The organism is Thalassotalea hakodatensis, from assembly GCF_030295995.1.
GTDB lineage: Bacteria > Pseudomonadota > Gammaproteobacteria > Enterobacterales > Alteromonadaceae > Thalassotalea_C > Thalassotalea_C hakodatensis.
The window spans coordinates 2,995,288-3,006,402 of the sequence record NZ_AP027365.1 but is presented as its reverse complement, the minus strand read 5'-3'; the positions used below and the strand labels follow the sequence as shown (position 1 = coordinate 3,006,402).

General features: G+C 37.5%; 6 protein-coding genes. 5 read left to right on the top strand and 1 reads right to left on the bottom strand.

All coding sequences use genetic code 11. From position 1 onward, the window contains the following. Window positions 1-93: 93 nt before the first annotated feature. The 3 genes from QUE72_RS13280 (at window position 94) to QUE72_RS13270 (ending at window position 5,161) form a co-directional block, all read left to right on the top strand. Window positions 94-948 (top strand): MurR/RpiR family transcriptional regulator, encoded by an 855-nt coding sequence (locus tag QUE72_RS13280; RefSeq protein WP_254849503.1) that lies wholly within the window; start codon window positions 94-96, stop codon window positions 946-948. A 472-nt stretch (window positions 949-1,420) separates the two neighbouring features. Beyond that, window positions 1,421-4,153: a TonB-dependent receptor gene (locus QUE72_RS13275; protein ID WP_286269494.1), complete on the top strand. Its 2,733-nt coding sequence runs from the start codon at window positions 1,421-1,423 to the stop codon at window positions 4,151-4,153. A 585-nt stretch (window positions 4,154-4,738) separates the two neighbouring features. Further along, window positions 4,739-5,161 carry a hypothetical protein gene (locus tag QUE72_RS13270; RefSeq protein ID WP_286269492.1) on the top strand — a complete coding sequence of 141 codons (423 nt, stop codon included), beginning with the start codon at window positions 4,739-4,741 and terminating at the stop codon, window positions 5,159-5,161. A gap of 78 nt (window positions 5,162-5,239) precedes the next feature. On the opposite strand, the gene QUE72_RS13265 is transcribed toward QUE72_RS13270, so the two are convergent. Next, a complete protein-coding gene (locus QUE72_RS13265; RefSeq protein ID WP_286269491.1) occupies window positions 5,240-6,394 on the bottom strand; it encodes an HD-GYP domain-containing protein in 1,155 nt (384 codons plus the stop codon). Between the two features lie 325 nt (window positions 6,395-6,719). Here QUE72_RS13265 and QUE72_RS13260 point away from each other — a divergent pair, with 325 nt between their 5' ends. Both QUE72_RS13260 and QUE72_RS13255 read left to right on the top strand, forming a co-directional pair. After that, window positions 6,720-8,324: a hypothetical protein gene (locus tag QUE72_RS13260; protein ID WP_286269489.1), complete on the top strand. Its 1,605-nt coding sequence runs from the start codon at window positions 6,720-6,722 to the stop codon at window positions 8,322-8,324. An 83-nt stretch (window positions 8,325-8,407) separates the two neighbouring features. Further along, complete coding sequence (locus QUE72_RS13255; protein WP_286269487.1) at window positions 8,408-11,089, top strand: TonB-dependent receptor plug domain-containing protein; 2,682 nt, start codon at window positions 8,408-8,410, stop codon at window positions 11,087-11,089. Window positions 11,090-11,115 lie beyond the last annotated feature (26 nt).

Here is an 11,115-nt window from a genome sequence, read left to right as displayed (position 1 = left end):
ACGATGAATAAATGGCAGTATAAGCTAGTAGAAACAACTGATTACTGTAATGGTTGTTTAACACATAAACAAAACAACCGAGGGTAATAAATTATGATGGATATAGTGTCAGCAATACGCGATAGATTTTCACATTTACGCCCCTCAGAGCAAAAAGTAGCAACTATTATTTTAGCGGATCTCAGTTATGCTGCAACGGTATCAACCCATGAGCTAGCTGCTAAAGCCAAAACTAGTCATGCGAGCATTTCTCGTCTAGCCAAGGCATTAGATTGTAAGGATGTGAGAGAACTAAAACTCCGTCTTGCTCAGTCAGCAGCAGTAGGGGAAAGGTTTACCAGTAATAAACATGTTGTGAAAAAAGATATTCCTGCAATATATCAAGGTATTAACGATATTTTAGCGCTTAATGCAGGGTTAATTACCGATGATGTTATTCACCAGGCTAGTCAAACAATTACCGATGCAGGACATACGCTGATTTTCGGTGTTGGCGGCGGCAGCTCGGTGATGGCGCAAGAGTGCCATAATAGATTGTTTAGACTCGCACTTAGCAGTAATGCTTATTCAGATCCTATGCTGATGAGAATGACAGCAGCAACTGTTGATAAAAGTGATGCGGTAATATGCTTATCATTAGGTGGTGTTAGCCCAGATGTTCAGGCTTCTGCTAACGTTGCAAAAGAGTATGGGGCGAATGTAATTGCTATTTGTCCAAAGGGTCCATTAGCTGACATCGCTGATATTCATTTACCTATTGAAACACATGAGGCAGATTATATTTTTAAGCCAAGTGCTTCACGCTATGTAATGCTAGCTGCAATTGATATATTAGCGAGTGAATTAGCGGTCAAAAATCAACGAAAATCACGAGAAAAACTAAGAAGGTTGAAAGTTCAATTAGATCAACACAGAGGCAGCTCTCAGTGGCTACCGTTAGGAGATTAACTTTACTATTCAATCCTATACTTCATTTTTTTTAAGATACAAAATTGATTTAAATGACTACATGATACAACTTTCTTATTGTGTTAGAGACTTTCTATATCTCAGAGTTTTTTATCCATGAACGGTTAATCTACTGATTGCTCTAACAGTGCCGGCAGGAATGTTAAGTCTTCACTGTTTATAACTTTTTATCACCCTATTTTAATTACCTTTTCGATTAATCCTTCATTGATTATTTCTCTCATGCTTAACTCTTTTGTTATTTAGTAACATTTTATTTTTATTTTTTATGTTACATTTGTTCAAATTTGTGTTGAATTATCATTCTTTATATGTATATTAATAACATATTATTATGTATTTTCTTGTTACTTTTGAACATTCGTTGAAAGCTACTCAAGTAAATATAGGTAATAAAATCAAAAAAAGCTGTGGAAAATAACAGTAAATATAGTAGCTAGGGGGAAAGTAAATGCATTCAAACAAGTTTAAAAAATCATATTTAGCCTGCTGTTTGGCTATCTCAGCCAGTCAAGTAGGTCTGGTACATGCTGCAAGTTCGGAAGAAAGTTCTGGCGCAGAAGACAATGTCGAAGTTATTACGGTAAAAGGTGTTAGGGGCAGTATCGTACGTTCTTTGAATAATAAATATAATGACAGTAATGTTTCAGATTCAATTAGTTCTGAAGATTTAGGTAAATTTCCAGACATGAATTTATCAGAGTCGTTACAGCGGATCCCGGGTGTTACGATTAATAGAAACCAGAATGGTGAAGGTTCACAAATTAATGTACGAGGTTTAGGGCCGCAATTTACGCGTGTTGAAATAAATGGCATGACAGCACCAGGCGGCGGAAGTGCTGGCAGGTTAGGCACAAATGGCGGTGGCCGAGGCTTTAGTTTTGAATTACTGCCATCTGAATTATTTAGTAATGCTACCGTAACTAAGTCATCAGACGCTAGTCAAAGTGAAGGTGGCTTGGCAGGTTTAGTGACGTTAGAAACGCCTCAACCATTTCAGCATAGAGGTTTGAAATTTTCTTCCTCTCTACAAGGGAACTATAGCGATACTACCGACAGTATTGATCCACGAGCTTTTGTGACAGTTAGTAATAATATTGATGATAAATTTGGCTTTTCAATAGGTTTATTCCATTCAAAAAGTGAGTTTAGATCTGATGGTGCAGAAAACGGTGTATGGCGCCCACTTTCAGTAATCGATCCTGACGTAGATCCTAATTCACCAATGGGAAGTGCTTTAGTAGCAAATGGCACGAGATTATATACTTTTTTAGAAGATCGTGAAAATACAGCAGGTACACTCGCACTTCAATACAGCCCTTCAGATGAATTAGCCTTTACCTTTAATAGTATTTATGCAGAACTAACCAATGAAAAAGCGGCTCACCGAAATGATATTCCCTTGGAGCATTTAGGTGTTAAAGCGTTGCAAGATAGTTTAGTGATTGAAAATGGAGTTATCGTTGAAGGAAGTTTTGATAATGTTCAACATAGGGTTGGGCCAAGAATTACTGATATTGACGATACGTTTTTTCAAACCTCTTTAACGGCAACCTGGAAACCAAACGATTACTGGGAAATCACTCCTTATATCGGTGCTTCAAGCCGAGAAGCTAACCGAAAACAATCACTTTTATCATTCAAGCTTAACAATGAAACTGGCGGAAATGTGCCCGGTATTCTTTCATACAAAGTGCGTGGTGATTACGTAGACTTTAACAGCACATTAACTGATTTTTCTTCAAACCCTGAAGACTTCTCGTTAAACGTGTTAATTTTTCGACCAAGTGAAGATGATGCAAAAGAAGTGACATCAAAAATTGACTTTACGCGCTTTTTTGATCATGAATTTATGAATAAAGTCGATTTTGGCCTTCGTTATACAGTGCAAGATAAAGAAGTGGTTGAACAAGATTATCGCATAGGCCGAGAGGCTGGATGGAACCCTAACATGGGCCCAAGCCTTGCAGACTCAATGATTATGCTTGACTATGATGTTGACGGTGCTGATCCTAGCTTTACCCATAAAATGTTTTCAGTTGACCCAAATGGTTTCCAAGATGTTTGGTTTCAAGGGGGTAATGTTTCACCAACTGGAAGTTCACTTGTTCCTGGTACATCAGTTCAAAACAGAGCAAGCTCTGCGGCTTTGAATTCCTATCAAGTTGAAGAAAAAACCTTAAATGCTTATGTTAAAGCAGACTTTGATTGGGAAGAGCTAACCGCTAATGTTGGTTTACGTTATGTAAAAACCACACAAAATATAGATGGTTTTACCACTGCACTTGGGGGGATTGACCCAATAGCTTTTGAAAGTGACTATTCTGAAGTATTGCCTAGCGCTAGCTTACGATATGAACTTTCTGAGGGGGTATTACTAAGAGCTGCATATTCTAAAACGCTAACTCGGCCTAACTTACCTGACTTAGCGCCGTCGGAACGCATATTTGCACCTGATGTAAACTCAGCGACAGGGCAACGCGGTAACCCAGAATTAAAACCTTTTACCTCAGATAACTTAGATTTGAGTATTGAATGGTACTTCTCCGATGAAGCATTGCTAGCAGCAAATGTTTTTAGGAAAGATTTAGATGGCTTGATTGATACAACAACGTTTACCGCTAATAGAGACTTTGTTACGCAACTTAGCCCTGAAGTGTTTAACGGCGATGTATTTTTTACGCAGCCGTCTAATGGCGCTTCAGCTTCCATTAAAGGGTTTGAATTATCATACCAGCAACCTTTTAGCTTCGCGCCCGAAGGTATATTACAAAACTTTGGCTTCTTAGCTAATTATACTAAGACTTCAAGTGATGCTGATTTTGGTATCGAAAATGATGTGCGAAGTGCAGGGTTACCCGGATTATCACCAACGAGCTTCAACGCGTCGCTATATTATGATGACGGTACGCTAGATGCTAAGCTTTCTTATGCGTGGCGTGAGCGTTATTTAGCGCAAACTTCTGATGATTTTGGCGAACCTCGTTTTATGGATGATTATGGTCAATTAGATTTTTCAGCAAACTACAGTGTGAATGATAATTTGCAAGTGCAGTTTCAAGTGTTAAATCTGACTGATGAGAATATGGTAGCAAAAACGTTTGTTCATAAAACGGGATATTTACCTTATGGGGTAACAGATTTAAGTCGAAGAGTACTCTTAGGCGTTCGTTATTCATTTTAAATAGAAACATCACATACGGAAAGAGAGCGCCAATTAGGCGCTCTTTTTAATTCTTCCCTTACTAAATCTTTCTCACTTTATCGTTTATACAAAATGCGCGATATTAATCGCGTTAAGTGTAATACCAATTTGCATAAATATTCGGTCATTCAGCGAGAATTAAACGCTTTAGAGGCACGGCGTTGATTGCAGAGAATGGTTATTCAGGAGAACGTGCTCCTGCGTTTTCTAATAATACCAATTCTATTAAATATTTAGCCAACTTAGTACTTCATTAGCGCGATAAACAACTATATCTGCACACGTTTCGCTTATTCTCCCACCGCTGACACCGCTCTGAACTGACTTAATCTTTATGCGAATTGGTATAAGTCCCACCATTGTTATCTTGTATATACCTGTGAAAATTAATATCTAAAATGTAATTTAATTACCAAAAAAAGCAAAGAAATCATATTGAAATTAATAGATATTAGTCTTAAATGTAATTTAATTTCATAAAGTGCTTGCTTAATGGTTTTTTATTAGTATAATTACTCTAGTTTTATGAATCAGCACCCCTACAATCGTTTAACTGGAGTCGTTATGAAAAAGTTATTATTAAGTTTGTCTTTACTGTTAACAGCAACTGCCGTCAATGCAATAAGTGATAATGCAAAATTTATTGCGATTGACAGTTCATTTGAAACAACATTATGTGTAACAGCTGCAACGAAAGGTTTTAAAGCGGCTTACCAAGAAGCAGAAAAAATAAGTAAAGAATATGCTAAATCGTTATATCTTAATACTTGTAACGGTGTGGCTATCAAGCAATTTTCATTACCAAAAAATTCAGATGCAAAAGCAAAACTTGTGAAAATTGTCGCTGGTGATCAAACTGCAGAAACTAAGTTATGTGTGGAAGCGGCAACAAAAGGCTATGACTTAGTTGCGGCGGAACAAAATACATCATTACGCGGTATTGTTTGTAATGGAAAAAGCATTCAACAGTTCGCAAAAGGAATATAAACGTTAATAATCCCCAACCTTTATATACGTTTTTAACCACGCTTTTTAGCGTGGTTTTTTTTTGTTTATTACAAGGTACTATTGTGCGGCTATATTTCGTATCACTTTATTCATGTTGATTTTATATTTTTCAGGGTTTACAGCAGAAACAATACAAAAAGATTCTGTTGTTAAATCCCTTTCTATTGGCTTAATCAGCTTATTCAATACTACACTATAAATAATGCTAATTTTAGGTTTAAGCGGTGATAATCGATTTGCTTCAAGCACTACCGCTAACTTATCATTGCTTAACCTTACTAAAGAACCTACTGGGTAAACCCCTAAATATTTAACAAATTGCTCAACTAGTGTTTGCTCAAATTTATCGGTATGTTTTAATAAATAACGCAACACACTTAATGGTAATTCGCCTTCTTTATGATGGCGCTTTCCGGTCATGGCATCATACACGTCGACTATTGCAGTGATACATGACAACTTAGACAGTTTATTTTTATCAATACCCCGTGGGTAACCACTTCCGTCAAGTCGTTCATGGTGGTTAACTAACATGTCAATAATGAGCGGACTTGCAAAATTATCTTTTTTAGCTAGCTCAACCCCCCAATAGACGTGTTTTTGAACGACAGAACGTTCATTGTTGTTCAGTTCACCTGGTTTTTCTAAAATGGGCAGCGGCACTTTCGCACTGCCAATATCATGTAATAATGCACCAAGGGTAATTTCTTTAACGGTTTTTTCTTTAAACCCTAAATGCAAGGAAAACCCACAGATCAGCACTGCGCAATTAATAGCATGTTCATAATGATAGTAAGATTTATTTCGTATGCGCGTTAATATTGTCATAGCATGCTCATTGCGCATGACAGATGCAGTAATTTCATCTGCTAATGCTTGAAGTGCTGTAGGATTGATCGGTTTATTTTTAGCGGTTGCTAGAAATAACTGTTTTACATGCGCTGTAGCATCGTCGTATAACTGACATGATATTGCTAATTCTTGCGTGACGGATGATTGCTTTTGAGCATTATATATTGCGCTATTCTTAATAAGATCTTCATCTGGAAAGTCTACCGTTACTTTATCAACACCTTGTTTTTTAAGTAGCTCAATGGTACGTGCTGAATTAACTTTGCCTTTATTCTTTACTTTGTGAAGGCTGTTTTTGAGTATGATATCTTCGACATGCATACCCACTTTTAATTCATTGATACTTATTGTTTTTAACATCTACGATTGCTCTAAATATTATTGTTATTATCGTAATAATTGCTTTAAAAGTGTTATTCATTGAAGGGTATTTCAACTTTATTTTTTACACTTCCTAAAGAACTTTACCCGTGTATATGGTGCTTGCGTAGTGTTTTGTCATCTTTTTGTCATTTTAGCGAAACAAAAACTACATATTTCTAAAACAATTCTGTCATTTTTCATCCGTAGGATAACGCTCAACTTAAATCAAGCTGATTAAGTGAAGTTTTTATGGCAGGACGCTACGAAGGCTTCACTTAATCAGTTTGAACAATTAACAATAATATTCTTCGGAGTACATGAAATGCAATTGAAATCATTATTTAAAGTCAGTGCGGTTGCTTGTGCATTAGCATTAGTAGGTTGTGGCGGCGATATCAAAATTAATCCAACAGTAAATGATAACAGTACAACAACAGATAACAGTGTTAACAATTCGAATAACACCGATAACGGTGGGCAGCAAGATGCTGTTGAATGTGCCAGTTATGACTCAGCTGTTGGTACTGTTGAAGGTACATTTGATGGTAAAGATTGTCTATATAACGATTCGTTTGCAAGTAAGAATATTTCAATAACTGCAAACATCACTTTTGATGAATTGCCAGATGGCGGTGTTCATGTATTTGAAGATGCGCTTTTAATTGGTGAAGATGGCCGCACAAGTGAAGGTTTTGTCGTACCAACTAATGGTCCAACGATGACAGTGAAACCTGGTGCTACCTTAGCTTTTAAATCAGGTGAAGCGATTGTACGAATCGCACGTGGTGCAAAAATTCAAGCAGTAGGTACAGCAGAAAAGCCAATCACGTTTACCTCTGCTTTTGCCTATGACCGTCATGATCTTGAAGGTAAAGGCGCTGAGTTTTCTGATTGGGGTGGTATCTTAATAAATGGTAACGGTATAACCAATCATTGTACTAATGCACAGCGTGCTGCAGATACTTGTAGCCAAGAATTCGAAGGTGTAACTACATTCTTCGGTGGTAATGATAACACTGACGGTAGTGGTAATATCAAATTTGCTAAGATTTGGTATGCTGGTTCGGGTCCTAAAGTGGGTGGTGAACCTGGTGAAGATTTAAACTCTTTGACATTAAATGCTGTAGGTTCAGGCTCTTCATTTGATTATATTCATATTCATCAAGGTTACGATGATGGTATCGAATTTTTTGGTGGCGCAGCAAATATAAAGCACATTGTGGTAACTGATACGCAAGATGATGCGATAGATATTGATGCAGGCTGGCAAGGTAATGCACAATTCTTATATATCGAGCATGGAACTGTGACGACGCGTAACGGCGCTACTGCATTTATGGGTAATAATGGCTTTGAAACTGATGGTGAGCAGAACGGCGGTGCAGATTATAGTGAAGCACCAGCATCATTTCCAACGATTGCTAACGTTACTGTTGTAACAACAGATGGCGCTTCGGTACGTGATGAAAAATTATCACAAGCTATTAAATTTGATGACGCAATTAAATCAAACTATTACAACGCATTATTTGTTAAGCGTGAAAATCCAAATGGTTCAGAGTGTATTGAATTTACTACTGATGGACTTAAGAATTCTGCTGAAATCATGTTCAATAACTCGGTAATGGCTTGTGCAAGTGAATTTAAAGACGCAACACAAATGCCAGCAGGTAAGACTGTAGAAGCTTGGTATGAAAACGACGGCTCTAATATCCGTGTTGCAGCTGATGCAGACGTACTTTCAGAAAGCGGTTTTGCGACAAACACCAGTTCAACTGCAATTACTATTGATGCAAATGACCTATCAGGCTTAGATTCAAGCTTCTTCGATACTGTAAATTACATTGGTGCTGTTTCAGACCAAGATACTAGTTCAGTTTGGTACAAGTGGGTAGAGACTGCAGTAACAGCAGCTAAAGCAGACTAATTTCCACCTGAAATCCAAATCAAGAAGGCGCCGTTAACACTCTCTTGGCGCCTTTTTATTGAACACTGAATTAGGAAACTAACATGACAAATCAATACAAACTCCAAAAGCTAGCTGTTGCTGTCGGGTTGGGTTTGTTCAGCGTTACTGGTTATGCACTTGCCCCTGAAGAAGAACAGGTAATGGAAGAGGTTGTAGCAAAAGCAACCAGGTTGCAAGGAAGTGCTGCATCAGTAATTGCTGAACGTAAAAATCAAGCATTTGTTGCCGATATTCTAGGCTCAGAACAAATGTCGCGTACTGGTGATAGTGATGCTGCTTCTGCATTACGACGAGTAACTGGATTGACGTTGGTAGATGGCAAATTTATCTATGTTCGTGGTTTAGGTGAGCGTTATTCAAGCGCACGCTTAAATGGTGCCACCATACCAAGTCCAGATCTTACACGTAACGTTGTACCTCTTGATATTATCCCATCAAGTATTATTGAAAGCATGGCGGTACAAAAAGCATTTTCAGCCAACATGCCTGCCGCATTTGGTGGTGGTTCAATTGATATTCGAACTAAATCGGTACCGAGTCAATTTACTTCTAGTATTGAGGTGGGTGTAGGCTATGACTCTAGTGCGGATGACGGATATACTTATGAGCGACCTAGCGGAAATATTCCTAAAAAGCTCGAAGATGCCATTGTGCAATATCGCGGCAACTTTAGCATTGACAATATTATAAAACGAGATGGCATTACAGCAACAGAAACTCAAACAGTCTCTGAAATTGCTGTTGCTACTAATAATGAATTGTTAAAAGCATTACCAAGAGATTTAACTATCAAAGAGCAATCACTTGACCCTAAATATGATATTAAAGCGCATATTGGTAATAGTTTCGATGAAACATATTTTGGTGGAACTATCGGGTTTTTAGCCGCTTTTTCCTACGAAAGTCAATGGGATTCTGCAGACAAGTCTACGAATATTGTTAGCCAAAACCTTACTGATAATTGTTCAATTTTATTGGATACGGCAGAAGACATTGCAGCCAGTTGCTATACCGCTGTAAAAAATTCAAGCGTAACTACCGAGACTGAGCGCTACAATGGTGTATTAAACTTTGGTTATAAATTAAATAACCATTCAATTTCATTTAATAACTTATATTTAGTTGATAATGAAGATGAAGTTGAAGTGGGTGAAATACAAAGTCCTGGCGGTAGTAACATTTATACGATTGTTAATGACGGTCGTGCCGATAGACTTCATCAATTTAAGTATGAAGAGCGTACATTATTGGTTAATCAAGTAATAGGACAGCATACCTTTGTTGATTATTGGGGGATTGGTGCTGATTGGCAGTATACAGAATCGGAAGCGAAAACAGAAATACCATTAGATGCAAGCTATCGTTTTATTGATAGGTTTGAAGATGGTGTTTATTCTGGTTCTAGTATTACCGGGGATGATAACCGAGCATTATATAACTACACTGACATGGAAGATAATGTGAAGTCATATGGTGGTAACATCACCTTACCGATTTACAATGAAGGATATGAACTAGAGTTAAAAGCGGGTTATGATTTCTCAGATCGCGGTCGTTACTATACAACATCTAGTTATACAGTCGATAATGACGCTGGTTCTAGTATAACGATTAATGATGGCTCTCATTCACCGTTGAATAATGCCAGTTACTTAACGGATGCGTTTATTGAAGAACAACGTATATTAGTTGATTTTAATGAGCCTTCTGCACCTGATGCTGATGATTATCTTGCTGCTCAAAAAATTGATGCTGTCTACGGTTCATTTGATTTTATATACGGTGATCTACGCTTTAGTGGTGGTGTTAGATATGAAGAGTTTAAGCAAACTTCAATTGGTACATCAAGCTTAATTTTTGGCAAGAAAGAACTTGATATTTATTATGCGCCAGAAAAAATTGAAGCGGGTAGTATCAATGATGATGATCTATATCCATCATTGGCCTTTACTTATTTGGGTGGTGAACGTTATCAAGTACGTGCAAGTTATGGTGAAACGGTTGTTCGTCCTGATTTACGAGAAGTAGTGCCAGTTGCTTATTTTGATCCTCTGACAGATTTTCGTACTTTTGGCCGTGTAAGTCTGCAAAGTAGCCCAATGAAAAATTATGATCTTCGTTATGAATACTACGCTGACAATGGTGATAACTTTACTGTAGCGGCCTTTTATAAAGATATTGCATCGCCGATTGAAAAAGTGCTAACCGCAAATGATGCGTCTTACAATGCAACATTTGTGAACGGTGAAACAGCGGAAGTTACAGGTGTTGAAGTTGAATGGATGCATGATCTAACGTATTTAGCCGATGGTTTTTTCACTTCAGGTAATATTACCTTCAGTGATTCTGAGGTTAGTATTGATCCAGCCTTAGCGGGGAATTTAACCAATCCGACGAAGCGTATGACTGGTCATTCAGAATATGTTGTTAATTTTCAATTAAACTACGATTCAGCAAATGGCAATCATTCAGGATCTTTAGTCTACAATGTGTTTGGTGAGCGAATTGTGGCATCAGGTTTAGGTGGTAGTGAAGATGCTATGGAGCAGCCATTTCATGCCGTTGACTTAGTTTACACGTATTATCCAAACTTTAACTCGAAAGTGAAACTGAAAGTAAAGAACTTACTGGATGAGTCACAAGAAGTTACTCAGTCTGATATTGCGGTAAGAGAAAAAGAAATAGGTACAAGTGTTAGTTTAAGTTATACCTACGAATTTTAATTCTTTGTCGTAACCTAACATCTGCT